This is a genomic window from Bradyrhizobium sp. C9, from assembly GCF_002532045.1.
Classification (GTDB): Bacteria; Pseudomonadota; Alphaproteobacteria; order Rhizobiales; family Xanthobacteraceae; genus Bradyrhizobium.
Window position 1 is genome coordinate 1056351 of sequence record NZ_NWTG01000001.1, and the last position, 20300, is coordinate 1076650.

Annotated in this window: 17 protein-coding genes; 13 read left to right on the forward strand and 4 right to left on the reverse strand. The window is 64.8% G+C overall.

Annotated features, from left to right (window positions below):
• Positions 1-20: 20 nt before the first annotated feature.
• Both CO675_RS04590 and CO675_RS04595 read right to left on the reverse strand, forming a co-directional pair.
• The gene (locus CO675_RS04590) at positions 21-1556 is read right to left on the reverse strand and encodes a DHA2 family efflux MFS transporter permease subunit (protein ID WP_198964488.1); all 1536 of its coding nucleotides are present in this window, start codon (positions 1554-1556) and stop codon (positions 21-23) included.
• 86 nt (positions 1557-1642) lie between these two features.
• On the reverse strand, positions 1643-2830 hold the full coding sequence (locus CO675_RS04595) for an HlyD family secretion protein (protein WP_097670773.1): 1188 nt from the start codon (positions 2828-2830) through the stop codon (positions 1643-1645).
• 156 nt (positions 2831-2986) lie between these two features.
• Here CO675_RS04595 and CO675_RS04600 point away from each other — a divergent pair, with 156 nt between their 5' ends.
• Positions 2987-3697 (forward strand): TetR/AcrR family transcriptional regulator, encoded by a 711-nt coding sequence (locus CO675_RS04600; protein ID WP_097670774.1) that lies wholly within the window; start codon positions 2987-2989, stop codon positions 3695-3697.
• Complete coding sequence (locus CO675_RS04605; protein WP_097670775.1) at positions 3697-4119, forward strand: DUF6841 family protein; 423 nt, start codon at positions 3697-3699, stop codon at positions 4117-4119. The genes CO675_RS04600 and CO675_RS04605 overlap by 1 nt, the downstream gene beginning before the upstream one ends.
• A gap of 22 nt (positions 4120-4141) precedes the next feature.
• Here CO675_RS04605 and CO675_RS04610 read toward each other — a convergent pair whose 3' ends face one another.
• Both CO675_RS04610 and CO675_RS04615 read right to left on the reverse strand, forming a co-directional pair.
• Positions 4142-5839, reverse strand: coding sequence for an ATP-binding protein (locus CO675_RS04610; protein WP_097670776.1), 1698 nt, complete (start codon positions 5837-5839; stop codon positions 4142-4144).
• 143 nt (positions 5840-5982) lie between these two features.
• Complete coding sequence (locus CO675_RS04615; RefSeq protein ID WP_097670932.1) at positions 5983-6909, reverse strand: LysR family transcriptional regulator; 927 nt, start codon at positions 6907-6909, stop codon at positions 5983-5985.
• Between the two features lie 166 nt (positions 6910-7075).
• On the opposite strand from CO675_RS04615, the gene CO675_RS04620 reads away from it, so the two are divergent.
• From CO675_RS04620 to mmsB, 11 genes are all read left to right on the forward strand, one after another.
• Positions 7076-8095, forward strand: a complete 1020-nt coding sequence (locus CO675_RS04620; RefSeq protein ID WP_097670777.1) for a class 1 fructose-bisphosphatase — start codon at positions 7076-7078, stop codon at positions 8093-8095.
• A 10-nt stretch (positions 8096-8105) separates the two neighbouring features.
• A complete protein-coding gene (locus CO675_RS04625; RefSeq protein ID WP_097670778.1) occupies positions 8106-8981 on the forward strand; it encodes a phosphoribulokinase in 876 nt (291 codons plus the stop codon).
• Positions 8978-10999 (forward strand): transketolase, encoded by a 2022-nt coding sequence (gene tkt, locus CO675_RS04630; protein WP_097670779.1) that lies wholly within the window; start codon positions 8978-8980, stop codon positions 10997-10999. The genes CO675_RS04625 and tkt overlap by 4 nt, the downstream gene beginning before the upstream one ends.
• A gap of 15 nt (positions 11000-11014) precedes the next feature.
• On the forward strand, positions 11015-12097 hold the full coding sequence (gene fba, locus CO675_RS04635; RefSeq protein WP_097670780.1) for a class II fructose-bisphosphate aldolase: 1083 nt from the start codon (positions 11015-11017) through the stop codon (positions 12095-12097).
• 36 nt (positions 12098-12133) lie between these two features.
• Positions 12134-13597, forward strand: coding sequence for a form I ribulose bisphosphate carboxylase large subunit (locus CO675_RS04640; RefSeq protein WP_097670781.1), 1464 nt, complete (start codon positions 12134-12136; stop codon positions 13595-13597).
• A 12-nt stretch (positions 13598-13609) separates the two neighbouring features.
• Complete coding sequence (locus CO675_RS04645; protein WP_097670782.1) at positions 13610-14035, forward strand: ribulose bisphosphate carboxylase small subunit; 426 nt, start codon at positions 13610-13612, stop codon at positions 14033-14035.
• Positions 14036-14145: 110 nt separating this feature from the next.
• Positions 14146-15072 (forward strand): CbbX protein, encoded by a 927-nt coding sequence (cbbX, locus tag CO675_RS04650; protein ID WP_097670933.1) that lies wholly within the window; start codon positions 14146-14148, stop codon positions 15070-15072.
• Positions 15073-15107: 35 nt separating this feature from the next.
• Complete coding sequence (locus tag CO675_RS04655; protein ID WP_502693357.1) at positions 15108-15788, forward strand: HAD family hydrolase; 681 nt, start codon at positions 15108-15110, stop codon at positions 15786-15788.
• A 611-nt stretch (positions 15789-16399) separates the two neighbouring features.
• The gene (chvE, locus tag CO675_RS04660) at positions 16400-17473 is read left to right on the forward strand and encodes a multiple monosaccharide ABC transporter substrate-binding protein (RefSeq protein WP_097670783.1); all 1074 of its coding nucleotides are present in this window, start codon (positions 16400-16402) and stop codon (positions 17471-17473) included.
• A 57-nt stretch (positions 17474-17530) separates the two neighbouring features.
• Positions 17531-19111, forward strand: a complete 1581-nt coding sequence (mmsA, locus tag CO675_RS04665; RefSeq protein WP_097670784.1) for a multiple monosaccharide ABC transporter ATP-binding protein — start codon at positions 17531-17533, stop codon at positions 19109-19111.
• Positions 19108-20298, forward strand: coding sequence for a multiple monosaccharide ABC transporter permease (gene mmsB / locus CO675_RS04670; protein WP_097670785.1), 1191 nt, complete (start codon positions 19108-19110; stop codon positions 20296-20298). The genes mmsA and mmsB overlap by 4 nt, the downstream gene beginning before the upstream one ends.
• Positions 20299-20300 lie beyond the last annotated feature (2 nt).

The following is a 20300-nucleotide window of genomic DNA, read 5'->3' on the forward strand; positions in this document are numbered from 1 at the left end:
TGCGGCCGCCGCCCGAGATATCAATGCGCCGCGCCGCCGCCGGCGACATTCTTCGGCTTGCCGGTCAGCACGATCGCGATCGCGGCGAGCACCAGCACGACGCCGATCACCGCGAAGGCGTCGCTGAAGCCGAGCACCAGCGCCTGGCGCTTCACGATATTGCCGATCGCCACGATCGCCTGGTTGTGTGCGGTGGCGGGGTCCGAGATGCCGTGGCTGAGGAAGTAGTTGGTGACCTCGGCGATCCGGGTGCGCACCTCCTCGCGGCCCAGATGCACGGACTGGCCGATGATGTTGGAGTGGAACTGCTCGCGCTTGGTGACGATGGTCCCGAGCAACGCCGTGCCGATTGCGCCGCCGAGGTTCCGCATCATGTTGGAGATGCCGGAGGCAGCCGGCGCATCCTGCGGCGCAACGCTGCCGAGGCTGACGGCCGACAGCGGCGCCAGCATGATCGCCTGGCCGACGGCACGGACGATATTCGGGACGAAGAACTGGTCGCCGGAGTAATCGAGTGACATCTGTATGTTCATGAAGGATGAGACCGCGAACAGGATCATGCCGGTGAAGGCGATGAAGCGCGCGTCGAAACGCTGCATCAGCTTCGGTACCAGCGGGATCAGGATCAGCTGCGGCAGGCCGGTCCAGGCCAGCACCTGGCCGATCTGCTCGGCATTGTAGCGCTGCACCTGGCCGAGATAGGCCGGCAGCAGATAGACCGAGCCGAACAGCGCAAAGCCGACGAACACGGCCGAGATGGTGCCAAAGCCGAAGCTGCGCTGAGTCAACAGCCGCAGCCGGAGCAACGGCTTCTCGACCACGAGCTCGATCCAGACGAACAAGGTCAGGCTGACGGCGGCGATCACCGCAAGCTTGACGATGAAGGGCGAGCCGAACCAGTCGTCCTTGTTGCCTTCCTCGAGCACGGCCTGCAGCGATGCGAGGCCAATCGCCATCGTGGCGATGCCGAGCCAGTCGCCCTCGCGCAGCAGATTGAGCTGCATCGGCTGGCGTTCCAGGGTGAGAGAAAGGGTAATGACCATCACCGCGGTCGGAATCACGTTGACGAAGAAGATGGTCTGCCAGCCGTAATTCTCGGTCAGGTAGCCGCCGATGGTCGGGCCGATCGCCGGGGCAAACGTCACGGCGAGCGCGAACATCGCAAGGCCGATCGGTTGCTGCACCTTCGGCAGCTTGGTGAAGACAAGCGTGAAGGCCATCGGGATCAGCACGCCGCCGAAGAAGCCCTGCAGGCCGCGCATCGCGATCATCGAGGGGAGGTCGTTGGTGAAGGCACAGGCGACCGAGAAGATCGCAAACAGGGTGGCGAAGCCAATGATGATCTTGCGGAACGAGAACACCCGGCTGAGAAAGTCGGTCAGCGGGATCACCACGATCTCGCCGATCAGATAGGACGTCGAGATCCAGGAGCCGTTGTCGACGCCGGTGCCGATGCCGCCCTCGATGTTGAGAAGCGAGGCGTTGGTGATCTGGATATTGAGGATCGCCATGAAGGCGCCGATCATCGCGGCGACGATGGAAATCCAGACGGCCATGCTGGCGCGGTTGGGATCGACCGCTGCGGCTGCCGCGCGGGGCGCAGCAGCCGGGGAGGAGAGCGCGAGGTCGGACATGACATCACCTATTTGAAAGAGGCGACAGCGAGCTTGGGCGAGGCGCTGGAACGCGGATTGTCCCCGGCGGGATGCGACAGCGTCGCGATGGACGGAATCACCGACATGCCCGGCCGCAGGTCGACATTGGTTGCGTCGAGCACGATCTTCACCGGGATGCGCTGCACCACCTTGGTGAAGTTGCCGGTGGCGTTGTCCGGCGGCAGCAGCGCGAATTCCTGGCCGCTGGCGGGCGCGAGGCTGTCGACGTGGCCGCGCACCACCTGTCCCGGGAACATGTCGACTTCGATCTGGACCGGCTGGCCCTTGCGGACATTGGTGAGCTGCGTTTCCTTGTAGTTCGCGATCACATAGGCGCCGGTGGCCGGCACCAGCGACATCAGTTGCGTGCCGGCCTGGACGAACTGGCCGGTGCGCAGGGTGCGGTTGCCGACGACGCCATCGATCGGCGCGGTGATCGTGGTGTAGCCGAGATTGAGCTCGGCTTGATTTTGCAGGGCTGTGGCTCGTCCCAACGCCGCAACCGCCTGGGCGATCTCGGCCTTGAGCAGCTCCACCTGGCGCTCTGCGGAGGCAAGGTTTGCGGTGTCGCGGGCGATGGCGGCCTGCGCGCTGGCGTAGCGCGACTGCGCCTGCTGCGCGTTCTGTACGCTGCCGTAGCCGGTTCCGGCGAGGTCGGTGTAGCGCTTGTTCTCCTGCTCGGCGAAGGTCTGCGTCGCGGTGTCCACCGCGAGCGTCGCGCGCGCCGCCTCGATCACCGAGTGCTGCACGTCGAGCTGGGCGCGTTTGCTGGTGATCGCAGCTTCAGCGGCGGCGACGTCAGCCTTCGACTGATCCAGCGCGACCTTGAAATCGCGCTCGTCGATCCGCGCCAGGATCTGGCCGGCGCGCACATGTTCGTTGTCGCCCACCAGCACCGCGCTGAGATAGCCCGACACCTTCGGTGCGATCGTGGTGTTGTCGGCCTTCACATAGGCGTCGTCGGTCGAGACCTGAAAGCGGCCGACCGTCCAGTAATCCCAGCCGTACCAGGCGCCGCCCGCGAGCAGGGCGAGGGCCGCGCCGGTCATCAGCAGGCGCCGAAGCTTGCCCTTGGCTGCGGGCGGTTTGGCCGCCTCCGGATTCGCGATCAACTGCTTGGCGGTCTCGGCCGGAACCTGGCTCTCGGCCTTGAAGGACGTTTCGTGCTGGCTCATGGCAGGTGCTCCTGATCCTTCTATCTCGCTGGGAAACCGTAGGAATTTCGATTTCAGCGTCCCTGGATAATTAGGAAACTTGATGTTTTCCAAAATAAGGCCCATATTTGGACTGTCAATAGAATGACAGTCATCATCTAAAAGCATGGCTCGCGGATGAACCGAAGCGACAAGGACGAGACAGGGCAAAGCGCACCGGCGCCGGAACGGCGCGGCCGCGGGCGGCCGCAGCTTCGCTCCGACGACGAAACACGCGCACTGATCTACGACGCCGCGCGGCGTGAGTTCTCGGAGCGCGGCTTCGCCGCGGCCAGCATCGCCGATGTGGCCTGCCGCGCCGGCGTCTCCACCAAGACGCTCTATCGTTTGATCCCGACCAAGCTGGCGCTGTTCGAGGGTATGGTGACCGACCGGGTGGAGCGGTTCGTGTCCATCGTGAACCTCGGCGCCTGCGATGGCCGCAATGTTGCGGCGGCGCTGGAGGCGGCGCTGCTGACTTGCGCCGAGCTCATTCTCGATGCCGAGGTGATCGCGCTGCAACGGATCATCCTGGCCGAGAGCGACAAATTCCCTGATATCGCCGAGACGTTCTACGAAAAGGCCATGCAGCGCTCGATCGCCGCGCTGGCGAATTGGCTGGGCGTCCAGCAGCGGCGAGAGCGGATCGTGCTCGATGACACCGAAGCCGCAGCCGGCATGCTGCTCGGCATGCTCGTGTTCAAGCCGCAGCGCGACGTGATGTTTGGGCACAAGCCGGTGCTGACGCGCAGCGAGATCGAAGCGCGCGCCAAGGCCTGTGCTAAGCTGTTCCTGTCCGGATGCGCCGTGCCGGCCGACCAGATCAACAAACAAAGTGGAGGCGCGTGATGCCGGAGCCGGCCGCGACCTACACCGTCGAGGCGCAGATTGCGCGCGACGACCAGGCGACATGCGAGGATGTGCTGACGCGCTGGATGACCGCGCTCAACCGCTATGACGCCGCGGCCATGGACGCACTGATGCACTTCCCGCATGTGCGGATCGCCGGCGGCGTGGTCACGGTCTATCAGCAGCCCGGCAACAATCCGATGGAACTGTTCGAGCGGCTGCGCAAACAGGACCGCTGGCATCACAGCGCCTGGAACGAGACCATGCTCGTGCAGTCCTCACCGGCCAAGGCGCACTACGCCGTCCGCTATACGCGCTACCGCGAGGACGGTTCGGTGATCGGCGTCTACGATTCCCTCTATGTGCTGAGCCTGCTCGGCGGCGCCTGGAAAATCCAGAGCCGCTCGAGCTTTGGTCCCTGAGCAAGCCGCGTTACAGGTCGCGTCACTTGGCCGCCACCACTGAAGCGGGAGGCTGGGTCAGCACTTGGCGGATCATGCGGGCGAGATCGGCCTTGCGGTAGGGTTTTGGCAAGAGCGTGACGTCCGGGTCGAGACGGCCGTGATGAATGATGGCGTCCTCGGTATAGCCGGAGGTGAAGAGCACGCGCACCGAGGGCAGCTTGGCGATCACGGCATCAGCCACCTGCCGGCCGTTCATGCCGCCGGACATTATGACGTCGGTGAACAGCACGTCGCAGACGAAACCGTTCTCGACCGCAGCCAATGCTTCCGGGCCGTTGGCGGTGACCATGGTGTGGTAGCCAAGCTGCTCGAGCTGGGCGCTGACATAGTTGCGGACCAGCGGATCGTCCTCGACGACCAGGATGGATTCGTGGCCACCGCGCGTGTCGACCGGAGCAGGCGGCTCGACGTCGACCATGTCGCCCATGCTGCGCGGCAGATAGAGCTTGATCGACGTGCCGTGGCCCTCTTCGGAATAGATCTTGAGATGCCCGTCGGACTGCTTGATGAAGCCGTACACCATGCTGAGCCCGAGGCCGGTGCCCTTGCCGGTGTCCTTGGTGGTGAAGAACGGCTCGAACACCTTTTCGCGGATTCCCTCCGGGATTCCGCCGCCGGTGTCGCTGACCGCGACCATCACATATTCACCCGCCCGCACGTCGAGATTGGCGGCGGCATAAACTTCGTCGAGGATGACGTTGCTGGTCTCCAGCATCAGCTTGCCGCCGTCGGGCATCGCATCGCGGGCATTGAGGGCGAGATTGAGCAGTGCCGTCGACATGTGGTTGGGGTCGATGAAGGCCGGCCAGGCGTCTGCTTCGAGCGCGGTATCGATCTCGATCTGCTCGCCGAGCGACGGGCGCAGCAGCCGCGCGGTGTCCTGCACCAGCGTGTTGAGGTCGGCTTCACGCGGTTGCAGCGGCTGCTGGCGCGAGAAGGCCAGCAGATGCTTGGTGACCTCGGCGCCGCGAAAGGCGGCGTCGCTGATCATCTTTGTCACCGACGACAGCGCGGCGTCGTGTTCCACGGCCTCGGCGAGGATGTCGATCAGGCCGGTGATGACGGTCAGGATGTTGTTGAAGTCATGGGCGATGCCGCCGGTGAGGTGCCCGACGGCCTCCATCTTCTGCACCTGGCGCAGCTTCTGCTCGGCTTCGAGCTGCTCGCGGGCAGCCTCGACCTCGCGCGCGCGCATGAAGATTTCAGCTTCCATCTGCTCGGTGCGCTCGCGCAGCAGGTCGGTCAGCTTGTCCTGCTCGGCGCCGCGCTGCTTCAGCTGAATAAAGCCGGTGACGTCTTCCACCCGATGGATGATGTAGCTGAATTGTCCGCTCGGCCCGAACACCGGCGTATTGCGCGGGCTCCAGTAGCGCTCCTCGAATCCGCCGCCCTCCGACTCGGGCTTTCGGATATCGTATTTCTGCACCGACATGGTGTCGGGGCGGCGGAACTGGACCACGCGTTCCAGCGAGGCGCGCAGGTTGCGCACCCCGTCGGCGGCCGGATCGTCCGGATTATCGGGAAATACCTCGAACAGCCCACGCCCAAGGATCGCGGCGCGCTCGGTCTTGGTGGCGCGCAGATAGGCGTCGCTTACGGCCACGATGCGGAAGTCAGGCTGCGTCAGCACCAGATAGAGGCCGGGCGCCGCCTCGAATAACGCCTTGAAGTCAGGCATCGGCGGGGACTGGTTTTGCAGTTCATCCTCCCTCGCAGGGATACGTCCCCCTGTGACCGCGATCAAGATGTGGCACGCGTTCGCAGGAACTTCAATGGTTAACATACGGCGTTAACTCGATTTTCTCGATCGAGACAGCGCGGCTAGCGCGAATTCGGCAGGTAGCGCCAGCCCTCCTTGCCGAGGAAGTCCAGCATGGCCTGCGCGGGCGGCAGCAGGATCTTGTCGGTGCGCCTGATTGCGTGCCACTGCCGGACGATCGGCAGGCCCTTCACCTTGAGCACCACCAGCCGGCCATCCTCCAGTTCGTGAAATACCGTGTGCTGGGAAATGAAGGCGATGCCGAGCCCGGCCATGACCGCCTGCTTGATGGTCTCATTGCTGTCCATCGCCATGCCGAGCTTCGGCTCCAATCCGACCCGCTCGAAATATTGCTGCATCAGCATCCGCGTGCCTGATCCCTGCTCACGGGTGATGAAGGTTTCATTGGCGAGCTCCGATGTCGCGACATGCCGTCGCCGTGCCAGCCGATGATCGGGGGCGGCGATGATGAAGTGCGGATGCCGACCGAGCGGCTTCATCTCGACTTCGACATCGGCCGGCGGCCGGCCCATCACCGCGATGTCGAGATCGTAGCCGCGCAGCGCGTCGCGGATCTCTTCACGGTTGCCGATCCTGAGCGTGACCTCGATCTTGGGAAAGCGGCGCGAGAACGCCGCGATCGCGAACGGCACGAAGTATTTCGCTGTCGAGACCGCGCCCATCGCGACGCGGCCGCCGCTGCGGCCTGCGATCATGTCGAGCGACTGCTCGCAGTCCTTCAGCGCCGCCTCGATCCGCTCGATGAGCGCCAGCACATGCGCGCCGGCATCGGTCAGCGCCATGCCGTCGCCGGTGCGCTGGATCAGCGGCAATCCCGCGAGCGCCTGCAGGTTGCGGACCTGCAGCGTCACCGCCGGCTGCGTCAGGTTCAGCTGGTTCGCCGCCGACGTGATCGAGCGCGCCGCGTGCACCGCCGACAGCGCGCGCAGTTGGCGGATGGTGAGGTCCCGCGAGAAGTTCCCGGCCATCACAAGCTCCATAAGAAATACTTTGCCCAGACCAAAGATAATGAAATTTCCCTAATTCGGCAAATCGCGCGTTGATACAGCCAAGGCGACTCCCTGCGGTCGCCTCTCGACCCCTCGGGACAGAGGGCGCGATCAACGGGAGAGGCCGGTGGAGATTCGTCCTGCATTGCATGCCCATCTGGAGTGGCCGACGCAGCACAACCCGTTGCGCGCCGCGACCGTTGCGGTGATCGAAGCCCTTGCCGGCGCCGCGATCGAGCTGTCGCGCATCATCGCCGCCGGCCCGCTCGCCGGCATCGGCGGCGAGAGCGGCGGCACCAATCCCGACGGCGATCGTCAGAAGACCATCGACATCGTCGCCGACAGCCTGATGCGCGAGGCGTTGCGCGCCGCGCCGGTTGCCGCGGTGCTCTCGGAGGAAGTCGAGCTGCCGGAGACGCTCGATCCCGATGCCCCGCTCTGTGTCGCGATCGATCCGCTGGATGGATCGGCCAATCTCGAAAACAACATCTCGATCGGCACGATCTTCTCGATCCGGCCGAAGGGAAACGACATCCTCTCGACCTTCTTCGAGCCCGGAACGGCGCAATGTGCTGCAGGCTGCTTCATCTACGGTCCGCAGACCGTGCTGGTGCTGGCGCTCGACCGGTGCGTCGACTGTTTCACGCTCGACCCGCGAACCGGTGAGTTCGTCCTGACCGCGCGCGACCTGCGGGTGCCGCAGAACGCGACGGAATTTGCGATCAACGCCTCGAACCGGCGGCACTGGAGCGGCCCGGTGCGCAACTACATCGACGAGTGCCTTGCCGGCGTGAACGGCGAGCGCGGCCAGGATTTCAACATGCGCTGGATCGGCTCGCTGGTGGCCGAGGCCTACCGCATCCTGATGCGCGGCGGCGTGTTCCTGTATCCGGCGGATGCGCGGCAGGGCTACCGCGAAGGCCGGCTGCGCCTGCTCTACGAGGCGCATCCGATCGCGCTGATCATGGAATGGGCGGGCGGCGCCGCGTCCAGCGGCCGTTCGCGCATTCTCGAGCTTTCGGCACGTACGCCGCATCAGCGCGTGCCGCTGATCATGGGATCGGCGCGCGCCGTGCGCGACGTCGATGCGATCCACCTGACCGTCGAGCCGTTGTTCGAGAGCAGCGATGCCCCGCTGTTCGCGCGGCGCGGCCTGTTCCGCTGAGGGGGAGCGCATGTCCCGTCGACATCCCATCATCTCGATCACCGGCTCGTCCGGCGCCGGCACCACCTCGGTAAAGAAGACGTTCGAGAACATCTTCCGCCGCGAGAATGTTGTCGCGGCCTACATCGAGGGCGACGCGTTCCATCGCTACGACCGCGCCGAGATGCGCAGCCAGATGTTGGAAAAGGCCGAGCGCGGCGACAAGCATTTCAGCCATTTCAGCCCCGAGACCAATCTGTTCGAGGAGCTGGAGAAGCTGTTCAGCGACTATGCCGAGACCGGCACCGGAGCGACGCGGCACTATGTGCATGACGAGGAGGAGTCGCGGCTCTACGGCGCCAAGCCCGGCACCTTCACCGCCTGGGAAGCGCTCCCGGAGAATTCCGACCTGCTGTTCTACGAGGGCCTGCACGGCGCCGTGGTGACCGACAAGGTGAACGTCGCGCAACACGCCGACCTCAAGATCGGCGTCGTGCCTGTCATCAACCTAGAATGGATCCAGAAGCTGCATCGCGACCGCAGCCATCGCGGCTACTCCACCGAGGCGGTGACCGACACCATCCTGCGCCGCATGCCAGACTATGTGAACTATATCTGCCCGCAATTCAGCGAGACCGACATCAACTTCCAGCGCGTGCCGACGGTCGACACGTCGAACCCGTTCATCGCGCGCTGGATCCCGACCCCGGATGAATCGATGGTCGTGATCCGGCTGAAGAACCCGCGCGGCATCGACTTTCCCTATCTGCTCTCGATGATCCCCAACAGCTTCATGTCGCGCGCCAATTCGATCGTGATTCATGGCGCCAAGCTCGATCTCGCGATGCAGCTCATCCTGACCCCGCTGATCCTGCAACTGATCGAACGAAAGAGGCGAACGATATGACCGCACTTGCGTCCGTTGCCAGCCGGCCCGAAATCAGCCATGACGAGATGGCCAACGCCATCCGCTTCCTCGCCATCGACGCGGTGGAGCAGGCGAAGTCCGGCCATCCCGGCATGCCGATGGGCATGGCCGATGTCGCGACCGTGCTGTTCACCGACTTCCTGAAGTTCGATCCGGCCGATCCGGCCTGGCCCGACCGCGACCGCTTCGTGCTGTCGGCGGGCCACGGCTCGATGCTGCTCTATGCGCTGCTCTATCTGACGGGCTACGAGCGCATGACGCTCGATCAGCTCAAGGCCTTCAGGCAATGGGGATCGCAAACCCCTGGTCATCCGGAGTACGGGCATACGCCGGGTGTCGAGACCACGACCGGGCCGCTCGGGCAGGGGATCGCGACCGCGGTCGGCATGGCGCTCGCCGAGCGCTTGATGAACGCCCGCTTCGGTGACGACCTGGTCGATCACTACACCTATGTGATCGCCGGCGATGGCTGCCTGATGGAAGGCCTCAGCCACGAGGCGATCTCGCTCGCCGGCCATCTGCGGCTGAACCGGCTGATCGTGCTGTTCGACGACAACCGGATCTCGATCGACGGCGCCACCTCGCTGTCCTGTTCGGATGACCAGACGGCGCGGTTTGCGGCCAGCGGCTGGAACGTCTGCCGCATCGACGGCCACGATCCGCAGGCAATCTCTGCCGCGATCAGGCAGGCACGCGCGAGCGACCGTCCGTCGTTGATCGCCTGCCGGACGGTGATCGGGTTCGGCGCGCCGAACCGGCAGGGCAGCGAGAAGGTGCATGGCGCGCCGCTCGGTGCTGACGAGACGGCGAAGACCCGCGCCGCACTGGGCTGGCCGTATCCGGCCTTCGATGTCCCCGATGCCGTGCTGGCCGAGTGGCGCGAGCTCGGCGGTCGCGGCCGCGACGCACGACGGGCCTGGATAGAGCGCTCGCGCAGCGCCTGCAAGGCGGATAAGGGCGAGCGGTCTGCATTCCACGACGCGCTGAACCGGAAGTTGCCCTGCGCCTATGCCGAGGCGATGGCGAAGCTCGTGGAACGGTTCGCGACCGAGCGGCCGAAGCTCGCCACGCGGCAGGCATCGCAGCAGGTCATCGACGTGATCGCCGAGGCTTTGCCGAATCTCCTGGGTGGCTCGGCCGACCTCACGCACTCCAATCTGACGCTGGCGAAGTCGCAGGTTTCGGTGCGGCCGGAAACGCTCGACGGCGGCTATATCCATTACGGCATCCGCGAGCACGGCATGGCGGCGGCGATGAACGGAATCGCGCTGCATGGCGGGTTCATTCCCTATGGCGGCACCTTCCTCAGCTTCGCCGATTACAGCCGGCCGGCGATCCGCCTGGCGGCGCTGATGGGGATCCGCGTCATCCATGTGATGACCCACGATTCGATCGGGCTCGGCGAGGACGGGCCGACGCACCAGCCGGTCGAGCATCTGGCGGCGCTGCGGGCGATCCCGAACCTGCTGGTGTTCCGTCCGGCCGATGCGGTCGAGACGGCGGAAGCCTGGGACTGTGCGCTGAAGGCCGAGACCTCGCCGTCAATCCTCTGCCTGTCGCGGCAGGCGCTGCCGACGGTGCGCGACGGCAGCAAGGACAACCAGGTCGCGCTCGGCGCCTACGTTCTCGTCGAGCCGGCCTTCGGGCGTGACGTCACCCTGATTGCAACGGGTTCGGAGGTGTCGATCGCGCTCGAAGCCGCAAAGCTGCTGGCGGAAGCAGGGGTGAAGGCCGCGGTGGTCTCGGCCCCGTGCTTCGACCTGTTCCGCCAGCAGCCGCGCGATTATCGCGCCCAGGTGCTGGGCAGCGCGCCGCGCGTCGGCGTCGAAGCCGCCGTCGAGGGCGATTGGGCCCGCTGGCTCGGCAGCGACGGCGTATTCGTCGGCATGACCGGCTTCGGCGCGTCCGCGCCGGCCGACGTGCTCTACCGCGAATTCGGCATTACGCCGGCGGCCATCGCCGCCGCAGCAAAACAGCTCACGCAACGAGCGGATTGAAAGGAGGACGCCACCATGGCGCGGATAACCTTGAGGCAGTTGCTGGACCACGCCGCCGAACGCGGCTACGGCGTGCCGGCTTTCAACATCAACAATATGGAGCAGGGCCTCGCCATCATGGAGGCAGCGGCTTCCTGCGATGCGCCTGTGATCATCCAGGCTTCGCGCGGCGCGCGGTCCTACGCTAACGACATCATGCTGGCGAAGATGATCGATGCGTTGGAGGAGATGTATCCGCAGATCCCGCTCTGCCTGCATCTCGATCACGGCAACGAGGAGGCGACCTGCGCCACCGCGATCCGCTACGGCTTCACCTCGGTCATGATGGACGGTTCGCTCGAGGCCGACGCCAAGACCGCGGCCGACTACGACTACAATGTCGATATCACCCGGCGGGTGGTCGACATGGCGCACTGGGTCGGCGCGTCGGTCGAAGGCGAGCTCGGCGTGCTCGGCTCGCTCGAGCATGGCGGCGGCGAGCAGGAGGACGGTCACGGCGTCGAGGGCAAGCTCAGCCATGACCAGCTGCTCACCGACCCGGACCAGGCGGTCGATTTCGTCCGCGCCACCAGGGTCGATGCGCTCGCGATCGCGATGGGCACCTCGCACGGCGCCTACAAGTTCACACGGCGGCCCGACGGCGAGATCCTGGCGATGCGCGTGGTTGAGGAGATCCACGCGCGCCTGCCCAACACGCATCTGGTGATGCACGGCTCGTCCTCGGTGCCGCAGCCGCTGCAGGACATGTTCAACCAGTTCGGCGGCGAGATGCCGCAGACCTGGGGCGTGCCGGTCGAAGAGATCGTCCGCGGCATCAAGCACGGCGTGCGCAAGGTCAACATCGACACCGACTGTCGCCTGGCGATGGCGGCCGCCTTCCGCAAGGTCGCGGTACAGTCGAAGAGCGAGTTCGATCCGCGCAAGTTCCTCAAGCCGGCGATGGATGCGCTGCGCGAACTCTGCCGTGACCGCTTCGAGCAGTTCGGCACGGCCGGCAATGCCGCCCGGATCAAGGTGGTTGCACTGCCGGAGATGGCCCGACGCTACCGCGCCGGCGCGCTCGATCCGCAGATTGGAAAGATCACCCAGGCCGCCTGAGCAGACGGCGACGACGAACGACGACAGGAGATTGAGATGAACATACAGCAGTCGATCACGGTGCGCGGCAAGGATCGCTACAAGTCCGGCGTGATGGAATACAAGCGGATGGGCTATTGGGAGCCGAACTACGAGCCCAAGGACACCGACGTCATTGCCCTATTCCGCGTCACGCCGCAGGACGGCGTCGATCCGACCGAAGCCTGCGCGGCGGTGGCAGGCGAATCCTCGACCGCGACCTGGACCGTGGTGTGGACCGACCGGCTGACCGCCGCGGAGAAATACCGGGCAAAGTGCTATCGCGTCGATCCGGTGCCAAATTCGCCGGGCAGCTACTTCGCCTATATCGCCTATGATCTCGACCTGTTCGAGCCGGGCTCGATCTCGAACCTGACCGCCTCGATCATCGGCAACGTGTTCGGCTTCAAGCCGCTGAAGGCGCTGCGCCTCGAGGACATGCGGCTGCCAACCGCCTACGTGAAGACGTTCCAGGGCCCGGCGACCGGCATCGTGGTGGAGCGCGAGCGGCTCGACAAGTTCGGCCGTCCCTTGCTCGGCGCCACCGTGAAGCCGAAGCTCGGCCTGTCCGGCCGCAACTATGGCCGCGTTGTCTATGAGGCGCTGAAAGGCGGGCTCGACTTCACCAAGGACGACGAGAACATCAACTCGCAGCCCTTCATGCACTGGCGCGAGCGCTTCTTGTACTGCATGGAGGCGGTCAACCGCGCGCAGGCCGCGACCGGCGAGATCAAGGGCACCTATCTCAACGTCACCGCGGCGACCATGGAGGACATGTACGAGCGCGCCGAGTTCGCCCACGAGCTCGGCTCCAACATCGTCATGATCGACCTCGTGATCGGCTACACCGCGATCCAGTCGATGGCGAAGTGGGCACGCAGGAACAACATGATCCTGCATCTGCATCGGGCGGGCCATTCGACCTACACCCGGCAGCGCAGCCATGGCGTCTCGTTCCGCGTGATCGCGAAATGGATGCGGCTCGCCGGTGTCGACCACATCCATGCCGGCACGGTGGTCGGCAAGCTCGAGGGCGATCCCAACACCACGCGCGGCTACTACGACATCTGCCGCGAGGACTTCAACCCGATGCAGCTCGAGCACGGCGTGTTCTTCGACCAGAACTGGGCAAGCCTCAACAAGCTGATGCCGGTGGCCTCCGGCGGCATTCATGCCGGCCAGATGCACCAGCTGCTCGACCTGCTCGGCGAGGACGTCGTGCTGCAGTTCGGCGGCGGCACGATCGGCCATCCCCGCGGCATCCAGGCCGGCGCCACCGCCAACCGCGTCGCGCTGGAAGCGATGATCCTCGCCCGCAACGAGGGGCGCGACTACGTCCATGAAGGGCCGGAGATCCTGGCGAAGGCGGCGCAGACCTGCACGCCTCTGCGCGAGGCGCTCGACGTCTGGAAGGACGTCACCTTCAACTACGAGTCGACTGACGCCCCCGATTTCGTTCCCACGCCGAGCATGGCGGTTTGACAGGAGTCTCTTATGCGCGTGACCCAAGGTTGTTTCTCATTCCTGCCCGATCTCACCGATGAGCAGATCGCCGCGCAGGTGCAATACTGCCTCGACAAGGGCTGGGCGGTGAACATCGAGTTCACCGACGATCCGCATCCGCGCAACACCTATTGGGACATGTGGGGCCTGCCGATGTTCGACCTGCGCGATGCGGCAGGGATCATGAAGGAGCTCGCCGATTGCCGGCGGGTCTATGGCGACCGCTACATCCGGATCTCCGGCTTCGATTCCGGCCACGGCTGGGAGTCGGTGCGGCTGTCCTTCATCGTCAACCGGCCGCGCGAGGAACCCGGCTTCCGGCTCGACCGCCAGGAGGCTGCCGGACGTAACCTGCATTACGCGACGCATTCCTATGCGGCGAGCCGCCCCGAGGGCGAACGCTACACCGATCGTTGACCGCGTCCGGCTGAAAAGCCAGGCGGGTTGCTCCCTCGACCGTCTGGTCCGGATGCACTTCTCCGTCGTCGCCGCCGCGGCGACGGAGCTTTTCTCGAAGCGAGAGGATGATGACCCAAGCGCAAGAACAAATCCGCGAGACGCCGCCCGAGACCATCGACCTCAGGCACGAGTTTGCCGATCTCGGCATCGGCGACGTGCTCGATCAACTCGATTCCGAACTGATCGGCCTCAAGCCCGTGAAGACCCGTATCCGGGAGATCGCTTCGCTGCTGCTGGTCGAACGCATCAGGCAGAAGATGGCGCTGGCGACGACGTTTCCGACCCTGCACATGTCGTTCACCGGCAATCCCGGCACCGGCAAGACCACGGTCGCGCTGCGGATGGCCGGGATCCTGCACAAGCTCGGCTTCGTGCGCCGCGGCCATGTCATCAGCGTCACGCGCGATGATCTGGTTGGGCAATACATCGGCCACACCGCGCCGAAGACGAAGGAAATACTGAAGAAGGCGATGGGCGGCGTGCTGTTCATCGACGAGGCCTACTACCTCTACCGCCCCGAGAACGAGCGCGACTACGGCCAGGAGGCGATCGAGATCCTGTTGCAGATCATGGAAGCGCAGCGCGAGGATCTGGTGGTGATCCTGGCCGGCTATGGCGACCGCATGGAGAAGTTCTTCCAGAGCAATCCGGGGTTCCGCTCCCGCATCGCCCATCACATCGACTTCCCCGACTATTCCGACGGCGAGCTGCTCTGGATCGCCGAGCTGATGCTGCAGCAGCAGAATTATCGTTTCTCGCCGGAAGCGCGCGAGGCCTTCACCCGGTACATCGGCATCCGCAAGGAACAGCCGCTGTTTTCCAATGCGCGCTCGATCCGCAACGCGCTCGACCGCATCCGGCTGCGCCAGGCCAACCGGATCGTGGCCAAGCTCGACCGCACGCTCACCGCCGACGATGTGATGGCGATCGAGGCCGGCGACGTGCTTGCCAGCCGCGTGTTCGCGAAGGGAACTGGCGCGGCGGGCGAGGGATGATGAACCAGGCGCTCGCAGCGATCCGGACCGCAGGAATGCGTGACATCATTGCGGGCGCGCGCGCCTTGATCTTCGATATCGACGGCACGCTTGCCGAGACCGAGGAGGTACATCGCCGCGCCTTCAATGAGGCGTTCGCCGAGGCCGGCTTCGATTGGTTCTGGGACCAGGTCACCTACACGCGGCTACTTCGGGTCGCCGGCGGCAAGGAGCGCATCCGCGCCTTCGACCAACGCAACGCGGTTCCGTCGCTGACATTCGCTGACATTGCCGACCTGCACGCGATCAAAACCGCGCGCTACGCCGCGCTGATCGCGGCAGGCGGCTGCCCGTTGCGGCCGGGCGTGAGGGCCTGGCTCGCCGGCGCCCGCAGCCGCGGCCAGCGCCTGGCGATCGCCACGACGACGTCGCATGGCAATATCGAGGCGTTGTTGTCGGTCGCGCTCGGGCTCGAGTGGGCCGATCTGTTCGAGGCGATCGTTGCCGGCGACGACGTGCCGCGGAAGAAGCCGGCCCCAGACGTCTATCTCGAGGTCCTGGCGCGGCTCGGGCTCGGACCGGCGGATTGCATCGCGGTCGAGGATTCCGGCAACGGCCTTGCCGCGGCCGGGCAGGCCGGCATCCCCGTGGTCATCACCCGCAGCACCTATTTCAGCGACGACGATTTCGCCGGAGCCCTGCTGGTTGTTGACGATCTCTCCGAGATCGGCGCCTGAAGGCCGCTGCCGTAGTCGCGCGGCGGCTTGATTAATTTATTCATGCAGTGAAATAAATGGTACTTGCGTCCATCGCACAGTAGAGGCACAATCTCACCAAAGGTTGCAGGAAGCCCTACCGCATCCCAGCGGCCTATGGGGCTTGCCAACAATTTCGGGAGATAACGTCCTATGATCCGCCGCTCTCCGGTCAATTTATTCGGATACTTAAATAAATGACCAGTTGGCGCTTGCATCCATACGGTGGGGACAAGGTCCACCAAAGGTTGCCGGAAGCAAAGTGCCGCACCGCCAGAAGTCCTGGCGGAGGCCAGCGCTCGCCAACGATTCCGAGAGACAGGCGCTTCATGATCCTCCACATCATTCCTGCGCCTCGTTCGTCGCCCCACATCACTCGCGGATGAACCCGGCATTGCAGGATCGACTGATCGTGCGGAGTGAGCATTGGCGCTGTTGACGGGTTCAATCGACATTCCGCAATTTCGGTTCGTGACGGCCCCGGCGCCGATCCGACATTGCCGTGGATCTGCGGCCGGCCCACGGATGATAGCCATCGATTGACGCTGTCCGCGGCAACGGTACCCCAACTCAAAAAACCAAGGGAGTGAAGCATGTTCAAATTGAAGACCGCCTTGTTCGCGCTCGCGCTGGCCGGCGTTGCTGCGACGGTGTCCGACCGCGACGCGATGGCCCAGGCCAAGCCGACCGTTGGAATCGCGATGCCGACCAAATCCTCGGCGCGCTGGATCGACGACGGCAACAACATCGTCAAGGTACTGAAGGAACGCGGTTACGGCACCGACCTGCAATATGCCGACGACGACATCCCGAACCAGCTCTCCCAGGTCGAGAACATGGTGACCAAGGGCGCCAAGGTCCTGGTCATCGCGGCGATCGACGGCACCACGCTGTCCGATGCGTTGAAGCAGGCCAAGGCCCAGGGCATCACGGTGATCGCCTATGACCGCCTGATCCGGGACACGCCGAACGTCGACTATTACGCGACCTTCGACAATTTCCAGGTCGGCGTGCTGCAGGCAGGGTCGCTCGTGAATGCGCTCGGGCTGAAGGACGGCAAGGGGCCCTTCAACATCGAGCTGTTCGGCGGCTCGCCGGACGACAACAACGCTTATTTCTTCTACGACGGCGCGATGTCGGTGCTGAAGCCCTATATCGACAGCGGCAAGCTCGTCGTCGCCAGCGGCCAGACGGGCATGGGCAAGGTTGCGACCTTGCGCTGGGACGGCGCCACCGCGCAGGCGCGGATGGACAATCTGCTCAGCGCCTTCTACGGCAAGAAGCGCGTCGATGCGGTGTTGTCGCCCTATGACGGCCTGTCGATCGGCATCATCTCCTCGCTGAAGGGTGTCGGCTACGGCAGCAAGGACCAGCCGATGCCGTTCATCAGCGGCCAGGACGCCGAGGTGCCCTCGATCAAGGCAATGCTGCGCGGCGAGCAATACTCGACCATCTTCAAGGACACCCGCGATCTCGCCAAGGTCACAGCGGACATGGTCGATGCAGTGCTGAGCAAGAAGGAGGTCACCGTCAACGACACGAAGACCTACAACAACGGGGTCAAGGTGGTTCCGTCCTATCTGCTCAAGCCGGTCGTGGTGGATAAGACCAATTGGGAGAAAGTCCTGATTGACAGCGGCTACTACAAGCGCTCGCAATTCGACTAGGGCAGGCGAGTAGGGCTGATCGCGCCGAGGCCGAGTGACGTTGCGGGATGTGATCCGATGACGGCGATGCTTGAGATGCGTAACGTCAGCAAGAGCTTTGCCGGCGTGCAGGCGTTGCGCGACGTCAGTTTCACCGTGGAGGCCGGGCAGATCCATGCGCTGGTCGGCGAGAATGGCGCGGGCAAGTCGACCCTGATGAAGGTGCTGAGCGGGGTCTATCCCGCCGGCAGCTATGAAGGGTCGATCCTGTTCGACGGCGAGGAGCGCCGGTTCCGCGACATCAACGACTCCGAGGCGCTCGGGATCATCATCATCCACCAGGAGCTGGCGCTGATCCCGCTGATGTCGATCGCCGAGAATATCTTTCTGTCGCGCGCGCCGTCGCGGTTCGGCGTGGTCGACCGCAATGCGGTGTACCGGCGGACGGCAGAGCTGCTGGCGCAGGTCGGCCTGCGGGAATCGCCGGACACCCTGGTCACCGATCTCGGCGTCGGCAAGCAGCAACTGGTCGAGATCGCCAAGGCGCTGTCGAAGAAGGTGCGCCTCCTGATCCTGGACGAGCCGACCGCGAGCCTCAACGAGGCCGACAGTGCCGCGCTGCTGGACCGGCTGCTGGTATTCCGCGAGCAGGGCATCGCCTCGATCCTGATCTCGCACAAGCTGAACGAGGTCGCGCGCGTCGCCGACCGGATCACGGTGCTGCGCGACGGCCGCACCGTCGACAGCATCGATTGCCGGACCGAGCAGGTCGACGAGGACCGCATCATCCGCAGCATGGTCAACCGCGATCTCGCGCATCGCTTCCCGGAGCGAAACGTTGCGATCGGCGAGCCCGTGATGACGGTGGAGAACTGGTCGGTCTATCACCCGCTGCACACCGCCCGGCAGGTGATCAAGAATGTCGATTTCAGGGTGCGCCGCGGCGAGGTGGTCGGCATCGCCGGCCTGATGGGCGCTGGCCGCACCGAGTTCGCAATGAGCCTGTTCGGCCGGGCCTGGGGCTACAATATCTCCGGCACGATCAGCCTTGACGGACGTGAGGCCAACCTTGCCAGCGTGCCGGCCGCGATCCATGCCGGCCTCGCTTATGTCACCGAGGACCGCAAGCAGCTCGGATTGATCCTCGCCGACGACGTCCGCAAGAACGTCACGCTGGCGAGCCTGCGCCAGGTAGCTGATCGCGGCGTGATCGACGATGTCGTCGAGCTGAAGGCCGCGAGCGATTATCGCAACCGGATGCGGATCCGCTGTTCCGACGTCTATCAGGAGGCCGGACAACTCTCCGGCGGCAACCAGCAGAAGGTGGTGCTGTCGAAATGGCTGATGACTGATCCGCAGGTGCTGCTGCTGGACGAGCCGACCCGCGGCATCGACGTCGGGGCAAAATACGAGATTTATTGTATCATCAACGAGCTCGCGGAGGCCGGCAAGGGCGTCGTGGTGATCTCGTCGGAAATGCCGGAACTGCTCGGCATCTGTGACCGGATCTGTGTGATGAATGACGGCGCCTTCGTCGGCGAGTTCGCCAAGGGCGAGGCGACGCAGGAGAAGATCATGCGCGCCATCATGCGCAATGTCAGGATGTCCGGAAGCGGTGCCCCTGCCAGTGAGGCGCGGGCGGGAGGCAGAGCACAATGACCGACAAGACAGTGTCACTTCCCGAGACCCCCAAGCATTCCGGCTTCATCAAGAACAATCTGCGCAATTACGGCATGCTGCTGTCGCTGCTCGCGATCATGCTGTTCTTCGAGATCGTGACCGACGGCACGCTGCTGCAGCCGGTCAATCTCACCAACCTCGTGCTGCAGAACAGCTACATCGTGATCATGGCGCTCGGCATGCTGCTGGTGATCGTCACCGGGCATATCGACCTTTCGGTCGGCTCGGTCGCGGGCTTCGTCGGCGCGGTCGCGGCGGTGCTGATGGTGACCTACCATGTCGACTACCCGACCGCCTTCATCGTCTGTCTGCTGGTCGGTGCCGCGATCGGCGCGGCGCAGGGCTACTGGGTCGCCTATTTCAAGATCCCGTCCTTCATCGTAACGCTGGCGGGCATGCTGGTGTTCAAGGGCCTTGCGCTCGCGGTGCTGCAGGGCCGCTCGGTCGGGCCGTTTCCGCCGACCTTCCAGAAGCTGTCGTCGGGCTTCATCCCCGAGCTGTTTCCGAGCGCCGGCACGCTGTATCCGACGTCGCTCCTGATCGGCGTCGTGCTGGCGTTCGCGCTGGTGCTGGCGAGCGCCAGGAGCCGGGCGCGCGAGCAGTCGCACGGCATCGAGGTCGAGCCCTACGCGTTCTTCATCGCCAAGAGCATCGCGCTGGCGGGCGCGGTGCTTTACTTCACCTATCTGATCGCCTCGCATCGCGGCCTGCCCAACGTACTCGTCATCATGACGGTGCTGATCGCACTGTACGGGTTTGTCACGCGGCGGACCGTGATCGGCCGGCAGATCTATGCCGTCGGCGGCAACGCCAAGGCCGCGAAGCTGTCGGGCGTCAAGACCGAGCGGCTGACCTTCTTCACCTTCGTCAACATGGGTGTGCTGGCGGCGCTTGCCGGGCTGGTGTTCGCTGCCCGGCTCAACACCGCGACGCCGAAGGCCGGCCTCGGCTTCGAGCTCGACGTGATCGCCGCCTGCTTCATCGGCGGCGCCTCGGCCTATGGCGGCGTCGGCCGGGTCGGCGGCGCGGTGGTCGGCGCCATGATCATGGGCGTGATGAACAACGGCATGTCGATCCTCGGCATCGGCATCGACTATCAGCAAGTGATCAAGGGCCTCGTCCTGCTCGGCGCCGTCTGCATCGATGTCTACAACCAGCGCCGGTGATT